This is a genomic window from Ochrobactrum sp. 19YEA23 (assembly GCF_029909865.1).
Taxonomy (GTDB): Bacteria; Pseudomonadota; Alphaproteobacteria; order Rhizobiales; family Rhizobiaceae; genus Brucella; species Brucella gambitense.
The window spans coordinates 1-16,436 of the sequence record NZ_JASAMQ010000018.1; the positions used below are offsets into that span (position 1 = coordinate 1).

Below are 16,436 nucleotides of genomic sequence, written 5' to 3' on the forward strand. Positions count from 1 at the left end.
TTGGATGCTTCGTCATATGACTACTCCTAGTGTTACCACTAGGACTGGCAGTCAGCAGGCCGTCATCGCAAGACGGCCTTCACCGTGGGCTTACCGATCCTTCGCGGGCAGCCTGATGGAAGTGGGCGTTGGCCGCTGAACGGCGGATGATTTGCAGGCGGCGCTTGAAGCGCGCGACCGCAAGGCCTGCGGACAAGTCGCACCGCCTTACGGTCTTTATCTGATCGGTGTCGACTACGCTTTCCCGTTTTAGGACTTGTATGCGCTGCGTTGCTTACATTAAAATTCCGTTATTTAAAGCCAAAAACTACTTCTCCGGATTCAATGCTCGGATTGGCAACCCATCCCATCTTTCCAGAAGGCACGGTTGCGCCCCATTTTCCTTCGAATGTCCAATAAGCATTATAGTCAGGAGACAATCCGAACGATGAATTTGCTACTTTGGCGCTTGTATAGATATTCAAGAAATCATCTGGGGGAAGGTCTAAATAGGTTGTTGTATTCTGGTCAACACTTAGAATAGCTCTGTTTAATACGCACGGCATGTCCGTTTGGAAATTGATGATCGGCACGCCGCCAAGCCCCTCATCCCACAATTTAAATATTACGTCATATTTGATGACGTCATCAGTTTTGTTTAATATTATGTCGCCTTCTATTTGGTATCCCGGACGCACATCGTATCCTCCATAATTTTGAGTGACGCCCGATGATGTATGGTAGATTACAGTAACCAGCCATTTTTGTTCACTTGATATCCACCACAATACTAGTTGTATTTGGTTGTCACTGTTGGAGGCGCCTAAGCCAGCCCATATCATTAAATCAGTTTGATTATGTGGGGCCACAGGAGCTGATGGTATGGTCCATTTTGCGCTGAAACCTTCAATAATTACTTCGTCGTCGCTGGCGCCAGTCCAGAAGTCGCCATATGCGCGATGGCTGCCAATTGTGTATTTTTTATATGTGTCTTGCATGGTTTTATACTTTTGATTTTTGAATCTATTGGAAAAATCTCAATAATTTATTATTGAGATTTATCTCAATCCAATCCAGTACTGTCCATATTTGTTAGTATTTTCCATAACAAGAACGATATATCCAGATGGAATAAGAACACCGTAGGTTTCATTCTTCCAGTTGATTTTATCTAGCGGGGTGGGTTGTCCATTTGTTGGAGCTAAGCCAACAGAAATGGTGTTCACTAGAACTTTATCCTGTGGCGGAAGGTCACGATAGTCGCTAGAATCAAGATCTAGGCCAAGAACAGCTTGGTTTAATGCGCATGGCAAATCGTATTCAGCCGTAATTGATTCATTTTGACTGGATCCTATAGAGAGTTTATACCTATAGTTTGCTCCTTGAACGACGACTTTAGTGGTAAAAGACATTGTTCCGCTTGGTTCTATTTTTTTTATGTCGGATACTTGAGTTCGTCCATCATCATGAATGTAAATAATACTGAGATAATACTGAAGATCTGGATCCCAGCCCAAAGCCAACTGTATTTGAGAATTACTCTTATAAGCGCGTAATCCTCCCCATATTCTAAAACCCGTTTGATTGTGGGGAGCTTCCGGGATGACAGGAACTGGCCAACTTGCACTGAACGTTTCAAGGATCACATCTTTATCATTAGGTGAATCGCTAAAATCAGCACTTATGCGGTGGCTGCCGGCTACTTTGTTATAGCCGTCGTCTCTATTTTCTAAGGTCATTATATTTTCTCCATTAAATATTTTGCAAAAATATAAAATACGAAGAATTTTATATGATAAAGCTGGCCTTTCTCTCAGTTGTTACCTGTTTACCTAGTAAGCGTGCGGGTCGAAGCCTATGCCGAAGATCTGCTGAAGCAGCACGGTGAGGAACAGCGAGCCGAAGAAGACGCAGGCGAAGAACGGTGCCGCGAAAGCGTGCGGGCGTTGCAACGCCACAAAGGTCAGCCGATAGCTCAGCACAATCGAAGCGCCGAACATGATGAACGCGAAAAGTGTCGCCACATCAAAACGTCCCGGAAAGAACAGCTGTAGCAAGGTGATCGGGGCAAAGACCCAGGCCAGAAGTGCGCTGCCCCAGTTGGTGGCGATCACATAGGCTGCATAGCGTTTGACGATGCCGATCCGTTTGGCCAGCATGCCGATGAGGGCAAGCGGCACCACCCATGCTGCAATATCGACGAAGGCCGCCCTCAGGACGATGGCAAAGCGGATACCCGCCTCCTCGCGCCCGGCGGTGAGATCGGCGGCATAGGCTACCCAGCTGGCAAAAAGCGGTGGCAGAGCCACCGCTATCGCGAAAAAGGAAGACCAGAAACCCTCGGCGGATATGTCGAGATAATCGAGACCGTCGCGGCGACCGAGCATCATTTTCCAGACACCCAGGAAATATCTGTAAATATCGTCCAGGCTCGGCATGGGCTCCCCAATGTTTCGCATTATCGAGTCCGAAAAGTCATGCAGCTTTCCGGGCCTTTGCGTTACCCAAAGAAATCAGCGATGAAGCGCTCATAAATCTGTGTCAGCCCTTCAAGGTCGGCAAGGGCCACACGCTCATCGACCATATGCATGGTCTGGCCCACGAGGCCGAATTCCACCACCGGGCAATAATCCTTGATGAAACGCGCATCCGACGTCCCGCCGGAAGTCGACAGTTCCGGTCGCTTGCCGGTCACAGCCTCGACGGAAGCCGTCAGCGTGCCGATCAGTTTTTCATCGCGGGTCAGGAAGACATGGCTTGGGCTTTCGCGCCATGTCAGCTCATAGCTGATTGGCGTTTCGCGACCGGGGCGCAGGCGGTTGTCGCGGGCGGCCTTTTCGAGGCGTGCGCGGATTTCGGCTTGCAGGCTTTCCGCCGTCCATGTGTCGTTGAAACGGATATTGAACGAGGCCGTCGCCTTGTTCGGGATGACATTGGTGGCCTTGTTGCCAACGTCGATGGTGGTGACTTCCAGATTGCTGGCCTGAAAATCGTCAGTGCCCTGATCGAACGCCGGATAAAGCAGGCTATCCACCAGTGTGGTGATGCCCCGCACCGGATTTTCCGCCAGATGCGGATAAGCTGCATGGCCCTGCACACCGTGAACGATAATCGTGCCGGAAAGCGAGCCGCGACGACCGATCTTGATCATGTCGCCAAGCGCATTGGGATTGGTCGGCTCACCTACAATCGAAGCGTCCCAGCTTTCGCCGCGCTGCTTTGCCCAGTCGAGCAGTTTTACAGTGCCGTTGACCGCAGGACCTTCTTCGTCGCCGGTGATGAGGAAAGAGACGCTGCCCTTCAGGCTGCCATGCTTTTCTACATGGCGGGCCACAGCGGCGACAAAACAGGCGACGCCGCCTTTCATATCCACCGCGCCGCGCCCATACATGACGCCATCTTCAATGGCGGCGGAGAAGGGCGGATGCTTCCAGTCGTTTTCATCGCCGGGCGGAACGACATCCGTATGACCCGCAAACATCAGATGCGGTCCGTTGCCGGATTTGCGCGCATAGAGATTTTCGATGTCGGGCGTGCCGTCTTCGCTGAAGACGGGGCGTTCGATCGAAAAGCCCATTGGTTTCAGCATTGCTTCCAGCGCCGTCAGCGCGCCGCCTTCGGCGGGCGTAACAGATGGGCAGCGGATGAGGGCGGCGAGATTATCGGCGGGATTGACTGGTAGGCTCATGATGTCGGCTTCTTCACTCAAGAATCGTCTGGAGAGTGAGACTAGATCGGGATGCGTCCGGATGGAACCACAAACCGTTGGCCGTAACCATGTCTGAAAATTCACTCTTCACGCGCTTTTCCAACTTGGTTGCAATTTGAGAACGAAATTTTCTTGACCGGAGGGCCTCTGTCATCGTTAGTTAAAAAAGAGTTGATAACGAGACCCGGGAAACGGGCCGGTCAGCGGGAACGTTTTTTAATAATGGGAAACTGTGCATGCGTTTAATCACCACAACTGTAGCAGGCATGATGGCGCTCTTCGGAGCAACGATGGTACCAGCCAAGGCTGCACAGTGGAGTGAAGCGGGCGGAGTGACAAGCATCCCTTACGGACACAAGGACTATTGCGGGCGCAATCCACGCGATTGCCGTGGCCATAGCGTGTTGCCGCCGATGCAGCTTACTCCACAGCGTATGAAGCTCCTGCAGAGCGTCAGCAGCTCCGTCAATCACCGTATCAAGCCGGTTTCCGATATGGATAATTACGGCAAGCGCGATTACTGGACCATTCCGGTCAATGGCAAGGGTGATTGCGAGGATTACGTTCTGATGAAGCGTGCGCAGTTGATGGCGCGCGGCATGAGCCCGTCGCAGCTGCTCATCACCATGGTGCAGGGCAGCGAGGCGCATATTGTGCTTACCGCCCGTACCGATCATGGCGATTATATTCTCGACAATATGCGTGACGAGGTTCTGCCCGTCGAGAAGACGTCCTACCGCTATATCAAGATGCAGTCGCCCGCCAATTCCGGCCAGTGGGTTTCCATTGCCGGGCGTTCGGTTGCCGTCGCGAATAACTGATAGCGAACTGTAAGTTCGGGTCCGAAACTGTTTATGAAAGGCCGCATCTTGGATGCGGCTTTTTTGTTGCGCTGGCTCTGTCGCAACGGAATGTATGCCTGATTGGTCGGGTCGCTATCGTCGTATGTGAAACTGCCGGTAGTTCCCTAATTGTTCACTTTTATTATACAATATAGTCGAACAGACTGTTTACTGGTTATGAACAGATTAAAGGCTGTAATGTGGACGTGATCATATTATCATAGATAACAATGTTGATTTTATTTATTTTTTTCAAATCAATCGCAACGTTTTGATCAACGGCCGCGCACGAAGCTGTGATGATCTCCACGTTTTCGTGCATGGAACTTTCCACCACTGTCACCCATTTAGGATGTATCGGAACGACGAATTCATACGCCGCTCCATTTTACTAGGAGATCGAAAATGAAAAAGCTCGCTCTTGCCGCCCTTGCTGTCGCTCTCAGCGCCGGTGCTGCTTATGCCGAAAATCCTTATGTCGGTATGCCTGAATCTCAGGTTGCCCAGGAGAAGGCATTCCAGCAGCCGAATTCCGGCCCACTCTTCAGCACGAAGGGCAATGTCGATTACACCGCAACGGCAACCATTCGCCATTCGGCCCCGGTTTATCAGGATGGTTCGGCCCATCGCTTCGGTGATGCTTCGCCTTCCAGCTATGAGAACTAATGGTCTGATTGAATAGAATCTCCCCGGAGGATGGCTGCGAAGCCTCCCCGGACCTATGCCCGGACCAGAGGCTTCGTGCCATCCGAAGGGAGCGATCGATCCAGAGATCGATCGCAACCGATAGTCCCAAATGAAAAAGGCGAAGCACAAGCTTCGCCTTCTTCATTTGGCACGAGGGATTATAAGAAGCTTCTCATTGTTCATATTTGAAATACAATGTTCGATGTGCACTGTCTGGGGTATTGGAGCCGCATCACACGGGTGTGATCGCATAAATTTTCTCTAACTAATTAAAATAACTAAATAATATTTTCAACGCAGAATTTTTCTAAGAAGTTATAGGTATATATCCGTGGTCAATATCGCATTTTCGTGACTGGAATTTCTTCTAATTGTATCTCATTTGAGCGACAGCGGAGTGATTGCGGGAAGCGCTGCGCTCTTTTGAACTGTCCCTAACGGCCTGGTGAAAGGCTGAGGCTGAATGCCGATAAAGGGACATATTGTTAGGAGTACGAACATGAAGAAATTAGCTCTTGCTGCCGTCACCGTCGCTGTCGCTTTCAGTGCGGGTGCTGCTCATGCTGAAAATCCTTATGTGGGAATGCCCGAAGATCAGGTTGCTCAGGAAAAGGCTTTCAGAATGACTGGTTCGGGCCCGTTCTTGGGGACCCGACAGAATATCGATTACACTGCGCCCGCAACCATCCGTCGTGAATCGTCGGCTCAAAGGGACGGTTCGGCCAATCGGTTCGGAGACGCTTCTCCGTCCAGCCATAGAAAATAGTGCGTTCCATTGGATGATGGTCCTGAAGCGTTGCGGCCAGACTACCAAACGGTCGCCGCTTTAGGATGAAGCTCTTGGGCGAAGTCCTGGACTGAAGGCATTGCGCCATCCGAAGGGCAGTCCATCGTGAAGCACGAATGCCTCAAATGAAAAAGGCGAAGCACAAGCTTCGCCTTTTCCTTGTCTGTCAGCTCTGCAACGCGTCAGTCACGCAGCAATTCGTTGATCGAGGTCTTCGAGCGGGTCTTTTCATCCACGCGCTTGACGATCACGGCGCAATAGAGGCTCGGGCCCCAGTTTTCGCCGGGTACGTTCTTGCCGGGCATGGTGCCCGCGACGACCACCGAGTAGGGCGGAACTTCGCCATAGAAGACTTCGCCGGTTGCGCGGTCGACAATCTTGGTCGACTTGCCGATGAACACGCCCATGCCGAGCACCGAACCTTCACGCACGATGCAGCCTTCGACGACCTCCGAACGCGCGCCAATGAAACAATTGTCTTCGATGATGGTGGGTCCGGCCTGCATTGGTTCCAGAACGCCGCCAATGCCGACGCCGCCGGAAAGATGCACGTGCTTGCCGATCTGTGCGCAAGAGCCGACGGTCGCCCAGGTGTCGACCATGGTGCCTTCGTCAACATAAGCGCCAAGATTGACGAAAGACGGCATCAGGATAGCGTTGGGTGCGATATAGGCCGAGTGGCGCACGACGCAGTTCGGCACGGCGCGGAAGCCGGCCTTTTCGAATTCATTGGCAGTCCAGCCATCGAACTTGGACGGCACCTTGTCCCACCAGGAGGACTGGCCGGGGCCGCCCTTGATGACTTCCATCGGGTTGAGACGGAAGGAGAGCAGCACGGCTTTCTTCAGCCATTGGTTGACTTGCCAGTTGCCGTCCGCCTGTTTTTCTGCGACACGGGCCTCGCCGCGATCGAGCAGGATAAGCGACTGTTCAACGGCATCGCGGATTTCGCCGCGTGTTGCCGTGTTGACACCGTCGCGCTCGTCAAAAGCCTTGTCGATGGTCTTTTCAAGGGAGGCGAGGTCTGGCTTGGTCATGGGGTGCAGTCTCCGTGAATGGGCGGCGGATGGCAGGCCGGGCGCTTGGTCCGGCCGATTGTCATGAAAGTGATTAAGCGAAGGCGCCATATGGGTCAATCATGATCGGGGTGCAATTGCGCTCTCTTGATCTCCATTCTCGAACAATGTCTGTCATGTTTGAGACAGATTAAGCATTTAGCGCCAGAATGGATTTGGTAACAGGTTGTAAGGAGCAGGTGAGAAGCATGAACCCGATGGAGAAGTCCGGCTGGACGCCGTTCCCGAATTCCGAAGAAGCCATCAAGCAGGCAAAAACCGTACCGCAGACACCCCAGACGGAAGCGCCTGCCTATCGCCTTGCCTTTACGGATGACGACTTCCTGACGCGCCGCGACCTGCGCCCTGTGCGCCTGCAACTCGAACTTCTCAAGCCAGAGCTGATCCTTGCCGACCGCGGCATCAAATCAACGGTGGTGATGTTTGGCGGCGCGCGCATTCCGGAGCCGGGCGGCGAGGCATGGGCGGCCAAGAACGAAGTGCAGAAGAAGAATCTCGAAGCCAATTCACATTATTACGAGGAAGCGCGCAAATTTGCCCGCCTGTGCTCGGAATATTCCGCCACGACCTATTATCGCGAGTTCATCGTGGTGACGGGCGGCGGACCGGGCGTGATGGAAGCGGGCAATCGCGGTGCGGCTGATGTCGGTGCGCCGACCATCGGCCTCAATATCGTGCTGCCGCATGAGCAGGCGCCGAACCCCTATGTGACGCCGGAGCTCTGCTTCAACTTCCATTATTTCGCGATCCGCAAAATGCACTTCCTGATGCGCGCCAAGGCGATCTGCGTGTTTCCGGGCGGCTTCGGCACGATGGACGAGTTGTTTGAAGCGATGACGCTGATCCAGACCAACCGTATGGAGCGCATGCCGCTGATCCTGTTCGGCAAGGAGTTCTGGACCAAGGCGATCAATATCGAATTTCTGGCCGAGCAGGGCACGATTTCGCCTGCGGACATCGAGCTTCTGAACTTCGTCGAAACAGCGGACGAAGCCTGGGATCAGATCAAGGATTTTTACAAGCTGTAGGCTGCCAAGCAGGGGGGGGGCATCCGGGCGAGTTCCGATTCTGTCGGATGGGCCAAATCCCTGTTCGCGCCCTTTTCGGGTGTCGTCTCGAACCCGCAATCGATATACAATTGAGTGCACCCGACTTGCGCGCAGATTGGGTGCCTCCTTTAATGTATTCCAAAATTCCTCAGCCCTTCAACAGATGGTGGTGCACGTTTTAATTTTGTTCACAATGTATTTAATTAGAAATTTAGAATGAAATAATCTGAAAATACATTTGGGATTCTTATGTATTGTTTGGTTTTGATTTCAATATAGCCTTCGAACTGATTTTTTTATGGAAAAATGGGCAATATAAAGCTCAATTGAATATAAGATGCGCGATGTTCGCGTCTTTGCCCGGCAGTGAGCTGTCACGCGTGTGCAGATCCTCAAGCTTATTCCTGGGAGCGGCGGGCCTGTCGGGTTCTGTGTTCATTTCAGCTTAATTATTGCCATCTTTCCGGGAATTTCTCGGTTGTTTCCACATTTGCGCGCCGGTCGCGCCAATGTGGTGGGGAGGGCTCCTCCCGCCTCTTGGGCTCTCCTCATGCCTCTTTTGCAGTGCGTGGGGCGAAATACTGCAAAGCTTATTTTAAAGGGTTTCTATGAACACGGTTTTGAGAAGAGCAGCTGCATTATTGCTTGGCACGTCCGCGCTGGTGGGATGTGTAAACATGGCGATGGCAGGTGACTGGACGCTGGGGCAGTCGGACCTTCCTCCTGATCTCACCGATTACTACGGGAGTGGTGCAGCTGCGATTTCAGCCGATGGCAAGGTGATTGTAGGGACGGCGTTTTTGGATCTCAAAACCGGCCATGCGACATCATGGGTGGGTGGTGTAGCGACCGATCTCGACCGTGGTGATACTGACGCGAGTGGCGCAGTTGCTGTTTCCGCGAACGGCAAGGTGATCCTTGGTTGGATAGGCGACCAACGGAACTCAGCTCAAGTGTGGTTGAACGGTTCGTCACACGCGGTTCCTCTCGTGGGTGTTTATTCGGCTGATGACTTCTTGTTCAACGCCAAAGCAACAGCGGTTTCCGGTGAGGGGAGTGTGATCGTTGGTAACTCTCAGGACGAGGACGGCAATTATCACGCAGCAAAATGGGTGAACGTGTCAGACGATCCGGACGTCTTCAACTACGCGACGGATCTAGGCACGCTCGGTGGAAACAGCAGTGATGCACTAGCAATTTCGAGGAACGGCAACGTCATCGTTGGCTGGGCGCAGGATAGAACAGGAAAACAGTACGCGACGTCATGGAGGGACGAAGCAACGACTCCGACACAACTCGACGCACCTGTTGAGGCGATCAGTAGTCAGGCAGTCGCAGTTTCTAACGACGGCGCGGTGATCATCGGGAATGAAGATCTCGGTTCCAATCATGAACGCGGACTTTCATGGGCGAATGGTGCGAGCACGCCCACAGTTCTTAACCCGTATGGTGACGGACACTCCAGCAGTGCAGTTGCGGTTTCTGGCGACGGCAAGGTGATTATTGGGGGGTCAGAGATTGTTGAGGCTTCGGATAGAACTTCTGCAACCTACCACGCGGTGTCATGGGTGAACGGATCTCCTGATGCGACAGATCTCGGCACCCTTGGTGGAGGCACGAGTATTGCAAAGGCAGTTTCCAACAATGGCGTGGTCATCGTTGGAGGGGCGGATTATACCGACGGCAATCAGCACGCGGCGGCATGGGTGAACGGATCAACGCATGCGATGGATCTCGGCACGCTTGGCGGGGTCAGCAGTACTGCAAATGCAGTGTCCGACGATGGCACGGTAATTGTAGGATCTGCGCAGATGACTGACGACAGCTTTGATCATGTGGCTCTTTGGAAGCTCGTCCCGCCCCCCGCCCTAGATCCGGATCCCAAGCCGACACCGCCAAACCCAACTCCGACCACCGTGGGTATCGATGTCACCAACACGGTGCAAACGGTGGCGGCGCTTGCTCACGACACGTTCTCTGTCATGGAATCGCAGCGCGCGACGCTCGGTCGTCTGCAAACGTCCTGCGATGTCTGGAAGGCGGGCGAGAGCTGCTACTCCATCTTGACAGATATCGGCAAGGCGGGCAATTCCAAGGATATGCTCGGCTGGATGACGCTCGGTCATGCCTTTACCGATAATTTCTCAGCAGGCGTTTCCATTGCGCATTCTCTGTGGCGCGATCTTCCGGGTGATTTTGATCACGACGATAACAACATCGGCGGTGGTCTTTATGCGCGCTGGAGAGACCAGACGGCCCATGGCAGCTGGTATGTGCAGGGTTCTGCTGCGGTCAATCGCTACGACGTCAAGCGGACGCGACGGGTTCTGGGCTATACTGAGCCGGGTATGGGCGACAGCACTATCAATGGCTGGGGCGTGCAGCTGGAAGCAGGTCAATCCTTCGATCTCGCCAATCAGTCAACCGTAGGCTATTACGGCGGGCTTCGCTACGATAATCTGAAGATGGATGGTTATACGGAAACCAATGCCTATTTCCCGTTCACCTATTCGGATGTGAAGTCGCAGCGTTCGACCGCCTATCTCGGCGCCAATTACGGCATGGCGCTGACCGACAAGGTCAGTTGGTCGGTCAATGCGGAAATCGAGCAGGATCTTTCGCACAAGGACCCGAGCGTGATCGCCAGCGCCGACTATATCGGTTCGCTTAAGTTCGATTCCGATGCAGCGCATACACGCGGCAGCCTTTCTACGACAGTGTCCTATGCATTCAGCGATGCCGTCAGTGTCGGTGTCACGCCTTATGTCAACCGTACGGTCAACAAGGATACGGCGTTCGGGGCCATCATCGGTCTTTCCGGTAAGTTCTAGGGCTTGCCACGATAGGCGCGGGGGGCGCATGAATGGAAAAGCCAGAGCCGGTGATCTTTGGCTAAGGCGTTCCGGTCGGTGGAGGCTGATCTAATAAGCACAGACAGGCGGGAGAGGGTGACCCCTCCCGCCTTCGTCATTTAAGGAACTCTCCAAACTGATTGAGCGGAGTGAAGAGGAGAGGCTTGAAAGCTCAGATGCTAGGCCCGCAGCTTCGGTTCATCTGAATTATAATGCCTTTTGAAACTCATTGTGTTTATATGTAAGTATTATTTAAAAGTAATTATAAATACACACAATGTGTTCTAATATGAAACAATAGATGTTGTCGTAGTTAAAATTAAATATATGATAAAACCACATGTTTGTGTGAGGGTATCATGTATTATATATTCTTAAATAACGTATATATTCCCGCGTTCTCTCATATTGTTAATTAAGAGGTCGCTATGAAAGCGATTCTCAAAAGTATTCCCGTGTTTCTGCTCGGGATGGCGTCCTTCGTTTGTCCTGCGTGTGCTGCCGATGTGGAGCAGTCTGGTCCAGCTTTGGATTTCGGAGCACTTGCTGGCGATGCCACTGCGACGGCGGTGTCGGCTGATGGGTCCGTCATAGCGGGCAGGGCCTATATGGCTGGCGGCGGATTATCGGCGGTTTCCTGGTCTCGGGGAAGCGCGACGCCGACTGTTCTGTCAGTGTCGGGCGGCGGCAGTTCCGGCGTCAATGCCGTCTCGGCGGACGGCACTTTCATTGTCGGTCAGGCTACATTTGGCAACGAGCAACACGCTGTTGCATGGGCAGGTGGCGCGACGCTGGCAACCGATCTCGGAACACTGGGCGGTAATTTTTCCGACGCTGTTGCTTTGTCTGCCGATGGCAGTGTCATTGTCGGGAATTCCACCACATCGGGCGGCAAGAACCGTGCGGTCAGGTGGATGGATGGTGCAACATCGCCCATCGATCTCGGCACGCTAAACGGCAGTACTTCTTATGCCAAGGCGGTTTCCGCTGATGGCAGTGTGATTGTCGGTTACGCAGACTCTTCGTTTGGCGCTGCTCACGCGGTTTCCTGGACAAACGGTGCACTGACGCCAGCGGACCTCGGCACGCTTGGCGGCTCAAATTCCGCAGCTAATGTCGTATCTGCCAATGGGCGCGTCATTGCCGGGCAGTCGGAAACGAGCGGTGGCGAAATCCATGCCGCATCGTGGACCGATGGCGCAACATCGCCGGTCGATCTTGGCACGCTCGGCGGGTTCTATTCCGATGTGTTCACGCTGTCGGCGGACGGCTCCGTTCTGGCAGGCATATCTTATACTGAGCTTGGCGAAACTCACGCCGTATCGTGGAAGTCAGGCGCGACGACGCCAACCGATCTCGGCACACTTGGCGGCTATTATTCTGACGTCGCCTCCATATCTGCCGATGGTTCGATCATTGCCGGATCGTCGTCGGCAACGGACGGCAATCTGCATGCTGTCTATTGGGCGAATGGCGCGACCGCGCCCACCGATCTCGGCACACTTGGAGGCGTGTCTTCAACAGCCAATGCCATGTCGGCAGATGGGACAGTTGTGGTCGGAACTTCCACACTGGCGTCCGGGGCATCGCATGCAACCATATGGAAGCTGTTGATTTCGTCTCCGCCGGTCACAGGCACGCCAACACCGAACCCTGATCCCGATCCGGGGGAGATGGGAACGCCGCCAGTTACTGGAACGCCTGCACCGGGGACTGGCTCGGGCGGCGCAGAATCGCAGACACCGGGAGCAGGGGCTGGCGCTCAACCGGGTTCGTCTTCGGGTGGGGAAACTTCAGAACCGCCAGTAGTGGGCAACGGTTCGACGCCACCGGTTACCGAAACGTCCACAACAGGGCCCGGTGCAGGCGGAACCGGGCAGCAGACATCTGGGGCGGATGCAGGCGCTGGTACGCAATCGTCTGGATCGTCGCAAGCGGGTACTGGATCAACCCAACCCATGCAATCGGTTGGCATTGATGTGACCAATACTGCGAAAACGGTTGCGGCTCTGGCCGGGGACACATTCTCGGTCATGGAGTCGCAGCGCGGAACATTGGGGCGCTTACAGCGCTCATGCGACGTCGCAAAAGCGGGCGAAAGTTGCTACTCGCTTTCAGCAAATGTCGGGCGCGCAGGCGGGACGACCGATGCGCTTGGCTGGATTTCCATGGCGCACGCTTTCACTGATAATTTTCTGGCGGGCATCACCGTCGCGCATTCTTTCTGGCGCGACATGCCGGACAGTTTCGACCGGGATAATGACAATATTGGCGGCGGTTTCTATGCCCGCTGGCGCGCGCCAACGGCAACGGGTCACTGGTATCTGCAAGGTTCGGTCGCCGCCAATCGCTACGATATTGAACGGACGCGGCAGGTTCTGGATTATACCGAGGCGGGTACAGGCGAGAGCGCGGTAAAAGGCTGGGGTGCGTCTCTGGAGGCTGGGCGGTCGCACGATCTCTCCGACAATGCTGCCATCGGCTATTATGCGGGGCTGCGCTACAGCGATCTGAAAATGGATGGTTATACGGAAACCAACGCCTATTTCCCGTTCAGCTATTCGGATGTGAAGTCGCAGCGTCTGGGCGTTTATCTCGGGGCGAATTATGCCATGCCGTTGAGCGACAGGGTGCGCTGGTTGATCAATGCAGAGATCGAGCAGGACATATTGCATGATGATCCAAGCGTGACGGCGAGTGCCGAATATATCGGCGCGCTCAGCTTCGATGCCGATGCAGCGCATACACGCGGCAGCCTGTCGACCACTTTGTCCTACGCATTTAGTGAGGTGTTGAGTGTCGGCGTCACGCCTTATCTTGTGCGAACGGTGAACCGGGATATGGCCTATGGTGCAAGTATCGACGTCACGGGCAAGTTTTGACCGAGCGTTGGAGGCTTATGCTTCCGCCTTTTCAGGTGGAAGCGATTGGGCATCCTCCTGCCCCTCATAGGGGCGGGGACGGTGAACGAGCGTGACCAGCACGACGGAAATGATCATCAGAAGATACCATGAGCCGAGCTTGCCGAGCGAAACCGGCACCCAGCCATTATGCTGGTTGGGGTAAAGCCAGGCTTTCGACCAAGTACCGATATTTTCTGCAAACCAGATAAAGAGCGAGGTCAGCAGGAAGGCGACGAGCAGGGGCATTTTGTGCCGAAAACGGAACACGCGATAATGCATGCTGGTACGCCAGAACAAGGCGAATGTCAGCGCAAAGAGCGGCCAGCGAATGTCCCAGATGAAATGATGGGCGAAGAAATTGGCGTAGATTGCAGCTGCCAGCACCACTGTTGTCCAAAGCGGCGGATAATGGTTCAGCCGGATATCGAAGATCCGGTTGATGCGCGCCATATAGGAGCCGACGGCCGCATACATGAAGCCTGAAAAAAGCGGCACGCCGCCGATACGGAAGAAGTTCTCTTCAGGATAGACCCACGAACCGGCATGGGTCTTGAACACTTCCATGGCCGTGCCGACGACATGGAAAATCAGGATGACCTTGGCTTCCTCCCATGCCTCCAGCTTGAAGACCAGCATGGCAAGCTGGATAGCCAGCGCGGAAAGGAAGAGAAAATCATAGCGGGTGACGACATTGGCAACACCGTCAACACCGCTTTCCGGCCAAAGCCAGCGGGTGAGGATGATGAGGCCGAGCATGGCGCCGCCAAACAGACAGGCCCATGCCTGTTTCAGGCCGAAAACCAGAAATTCAATCAGTCCGTCGGTCAGGCGGTTCCGCGGCAGCCGGTCGAGGACACGGTGGGCCGCTGCATCGATAGACTGTTCGAGGCCGGTGAAATGCCTATCTGCCTGCAATGATCTGTTCCAGAAACTGGGTCAGATTATCCGTCACATAGTCCACCTGATCGGTAAATTCCGGATCGCTTTCCCAGATTTCCGAGAAGGTCGGCTCGAAATTATTCGGCACCACCAGAACAGTTTTCATGCCGAGCGCCTTGGGCACGACGAGATTGCGCGCCAGATCTTCAAACATCACCGCCTTGCTGGCGTCGACGCCAAAAGCGCCGAGAAAACGGTCATAGGTGACACGTTCTGGCTTCGGCATCAGCCCCGCAGCCACGATGTCGAAAATGTCGTCGAAATTATCCAGAATACCGAGCTGGCGGGCCGCACGTTCGGCATGTCCGCGATCGCCATTGGTGAAGATGAAGCGGCGGCCCGGCAGCGATTTGATCGCTTCGCCGAGCGCTGGATCTGGCTTCAGCCAGGTATAGTCAATGTCGTGCACCTTTTGCAGAAAGTCGTCCGGATCGATCTGGTGGCATTCCATCAGGCCTTTCAGCGTGGTGCCATAGTCGAGATAGAACTGCTTCTGGATGCGGCGCGCTTCCTCGCGCGGCAATTGAAGCAGGTTTTCAACATAGCTCGTCATCTTCACGTCGATCTGCGAAAACAGATTGGCGGCATGGGGATAGAGCGTGTTGTCGAGGTCAAACACCCAGTCAGTGACGTGTGCAAAAGCTGGAGTGAAGGCCGAAGGATCAGAACTGTTGGTCATGGGTCTTTATGGCACGATCAGCGTGCCGGCACCATGTTCGGTGAAGAGTTCCAGCAGAACGGAATGCGGCGTCTTGCCGTTGAGAATGACGACGCCTTCCACACCACGGCGGATTGCCTCAATGCAGGTTTCGACCTTGGGGATCATGCCGCCGGAAATCGTGCCGTCCTTGATGAGCGCCTGCGCATCGGCCACGGAGAGTTCCTTGATCAGCTTCTTATCCTTGTCCAGCACGCCCGGGACGTCAGTCAGGAACAGAAGGCGGGTTGCGGCCAGCGCTCCAGCGATGGCGCCCGCAAAGGTGTCTGCATTGATGTTGTAGGTATAGCCGTCGCGGCCCGGAGCGACCGGTGCGATAACCGGGATCATTTCGGAACGCGCCAGAAGATCGAGCAGGGTGCGGTCGACTTCCGCCGGTTCGCCGACGAAGCCGAGATCGAGCACTTTCTCGATGTTGGAATCGGGATCGATGACGGTCTTGTGCGCTTTCTGCGCGAAAACCATGTTGCCGTCCTTGCCGCACAGGCCGATGGCCCATTCGCCTTCGGCATTGATGAGGGCGACGATTTCCTTGTTGATGGAACCGGCCAGAACCATTTCCACCACTTCGACGGTCTTTTCGTCGGTGACGCGCAATCCGCCCTCAAAACGGGATTCGATGCCCAGCTTGGTCAGCATGGCCTGAATCTGCGGTCCGCCGCCGTGCACGACAATCGGGTTGATGCCGGACTGCTTCAAAAGCGCGATATCACGGGCAAAAGCCTTGCCAAGCTCCGGATTGCCCATGGCGTGGCCGCCATATTTCACGACGACGTGCTTGTTTTCGTAGCGCTGCATATAGGGCAGGGCGGCGGAGAGGAGTTGCGCTTGCTTTTCGGAATTTTCAAGAGTCGTCATCGCGGGCTCCATGGCTGGCGACAGGGCAGAAGAGGCA

The 16,436-nt window shown here is 54.3% G+C and carries 14 protein-coding genes and 1 pseudogene; 7 read left to right on the forward strand and 8 right to left on the reverse strand.

Annotation, left to right across the window (positions count from 1 at the left end):
• Positions 1–94 precede the first annotated feature (94 nt).
• Positions 95–253 (forward strand): annotated as a pseudogene (locus QBD01_RS24970) (tRNA pseudouridine(38-40) synthase TruA); the annotation flags it as partial.
• 37 nt (positions 254–290) lie between these two features.
• On the opposite strand, the gene QBD01_RS24975 reads toward QBD01_RS24970, so the two are convergent.
• The 4 genes from QBD01_RS24975 to dapE form a co-directional block, all read right to left on the reverse strand.
• Complete coding sequence (locus QBD01_RS24975; protein ID WP_280994985.1) at positions 291–977, reverse strand: hypothetical protein; 687 nt, start codon at positions 975–977, stop codon at positions 291–293.
• 60 nt (positions 978–1,037) lie between these two features.
• Complete coding sequence (locus QBD01_RS24980; protein WP_280994986.1) at positions 1,038–1,718, reverse strand: hypothetical protein; 681 nt, start codon at positions 1,716–1,718, stop codon at positions 1,038–1,040.
• 93 nt (positions 1,719–1,811) lie between these two features.
• Entirely contained in the window at positions 1,812–2,417 is a 606-nt protein-coding gene (locus QBD01_RS24985) for a hypothetical protein (RefSeq protein ID WP_280994987.1), read from the reverse strand.
• A gap of 62 nt (positions 2,418–2,479) precedes the next feature.
• Complete coding sequence (dapE, locus tag QBD01_RS24990; protein ID WP_280994988.1) at positions 2,480–3,667, reverse strand: succinyl-diaminopimelate desuccinylase; 1,188 nt, start codon at positions 3,665–3,667, stop codon at positions 2,480–2,482.
• 290 nt (positions 3,668–3,957) lie between these two features.
• Between dapE and QBD01_RS24995 the strand changes: the two genes are divergently transcribed.
• The 3 genes from QBD01_RS24995 to QBD01_RS25005 all read left to right on the forward strand — a co-directional run bounded on the left by QBD01_RS24995 (position 3,958) and on the right by QBD01_RS25005 (position 5,983).
• Positions 3,958–4,509, forward strand: coding sequence for a transglutaminase-like cysteine peptidase (locus QBD01_RS24995; RefSeq protein WP_280995022.1), 552 nt, complete (start codon positions 3,958–3,960; stop codon positions 4,507–4,509).
• A gap of 426 nt (positions 4,510–4,935) precedes the next feature.
• Positions 4,936–5,196, forward strand: a complete 261-nt coding sequence (locus QBD01_RS25000; RefSeq protein WP_280994989.1) for a hypothetical protein — start codon at positions 4,936–4,938, stop codon at positions 5,194–5,196.
• Between the two features lie 520 nt (positions 5,197–5,716).
• On the forward strand, positions 5,717–5,983 hold the full coding sequence (locus QBD01_RS25005; protein WP_280994990.1) for a hypothetical protein: 267 nt from the start codon (positions 5,717–5,719) through the stop codon (positions 5,981–5,983).
• Between the two features lie 203 nt (positions 5,984–6,186).
• Here the strand turns inward: QBD01_RS25005 and dapD are convergent, their stop codons facing one another.
• Complete coding sequence (gene dapD, locus QBD01_RS25010; RefSeq protein ID WP_078339922.1) at positions 6,187–7,041, reverse strand: 2,3,4,5-tetrahydropyridine-2,6-dicarboxylate N-succinyltransferase; 855 nt, start codon at positions 7,039–7,041, stop codon at positions 6,187–6,189.
• A gap of 227 nt (positions 7,042–7,268) precedes the next feature.
• On the opposite strand from dapD, the gene QBD01_RS25015 reads away from it, so the two are divergent.
• The 3 genes from QBD01_RS25015 to QBD01_RS25025 all read left to right on the forward strand — a co-directional run bounded on the left by QBD01_RS25015 (position 7,269) and on the right by QBD01_RS25025 (position 13,863).
• Entirely contained in the window at positions 7,269–8,108 is an 840-nt protein-coding gene (locus QBD01_RS25015; protein ID WP_113534782.1) for an LOG family protein, read from the forward strand.
• Positions 8,109–8,806: 698 nt separating this feature from the next.
• Positions 8,807–10,960: an autotransporter domain-containing protein gene (locus tag QBD01_RS25020; protein WP_280994991.1), complete on the forward strand. Its 2,154-nt coding sequence runs from the start codon at positions 8,807–8,809 to the stop codon at positions 10,958–10,960.
• A 449-nt stretch (positions 10,961–11,409) separates the two neighbouring features.
• Positions 11,410–13,863 (forward strand): autotransporter domain-containing protein, encoded by a 2,454-nt coding sequence (locus QBD01_RS25025; RefSeq protein WP_280994992.1) that lies wholly within the window; start codon positions 11,410–11,412, stop codon positions 13,861–13,863.
• A gap of 15 nt (positions 13,864–13,878) precedes the next feature.
• On the opposite strand, the gene QBD01_RS25030 is transcribed toward QBD01_RS25025, so the two are convergent.
• From QBD01_RS25030 to argB, 3 genes are read right to left on the reverse strand one after another with little or no spacing between them, the layout of a single operon-like run.
• On the reverse strand, positions 13,879–14,799 hold the full coding sequence (locus QBD01_RS25030; protein ID WP_280994993.1) for a DUF817 domain-containing protein: 921 nt from the start codon (positions 14,797–14,799) through the stop codon (positions 13,879–13,881).
• A complete protein-coding gene (locus QBD01_RS25035; protein WP_280994994.1) occupies positions 14,786–15,502 on the reverse strand; it encodes a pyrimidine 5'-nucleotidase in 717 nt (238 codons plus the stop codon). The genes QBD01_RS25030 and QBD01_RS25035 overlap by 14 nt, the downstream gene beginning before the upstream one ends.
• A gap of 6 nt (positions 15,503–15,508) precedes the next feature.
• Complete coding sequence (argB, locus tag QBD01_RS25040; RefSeq protein WP_280994995.1) at positions 15,509–16,399, reverse strand: acetylglutamate kinase; 891 nt, start codon at positions 16,397–16,399, stop codon at positions 15,509–15,511.
• Between the last annotated feature and the right edge of the window lie 37 nt (positions 16,400–16,436).